The organism is Vibrio sp. 1069, from assembly GCF_033340555.1.
On sequence record NZ_JAWOWP010001035.1, the window covers coordinates 1 to 502 of the forward strand.

Consider the following 502-nt stretch of genomic DNA (forward strand, 5'->3'; position numbering starts at 1 on the left):
ATCACGAAGACGACGAAGCTCACGCCATACCGTGACAGATGGACCACCAATAAATTGAAATTGACGAATTTGATTCACACGCGCCCAAGTCACGACACGTTCTGCCGCATCTGAGCCAGACAAAGACGAACCTTTGTCAGAATCAATGTGTTGACCGTCGATGTTTTTGCTCAGGTACTTAGCGACATAACCAACGGCTGAACCTTGCGACCAGTCGATAACCTCCGCTTTGAAACGGGCTTTCTTTGCGCCTTTTTCGTCAGGAGAGTCAGCCATAGCAAGACGACGAAACTCAGACGTCACAAATTTGCGTGCGGATTTTTCCATGAACAGCAACAAGTGGTGATGCGGCGTGCCGTCTTGGTGAGGCTCAACAATGCGCATCCCGTAAACCTTGATTTTGCTTTTATCAATCGACTTACGAAGATTCGCCCAAACGCCCATTAGGTAAGCGTGAGCCGCTTTCGCGTCAGGCTTGCCAGCCTCAAGCCATTTAGGGTTG

At 49.6% G+C, this 502-nt stretch carries 1 protein-coding gene; it reads right to left on the reverse strand.

The window, feature by feature from the left end; translation table 11 throughout:
- Positions 1-502 (reverse strand): replication endonuclease (locus tag R7040_RS30460; RefSeq protein ID WP_318098190.1); only part of this gene is annotated, 502 nt, incomplete at both ends.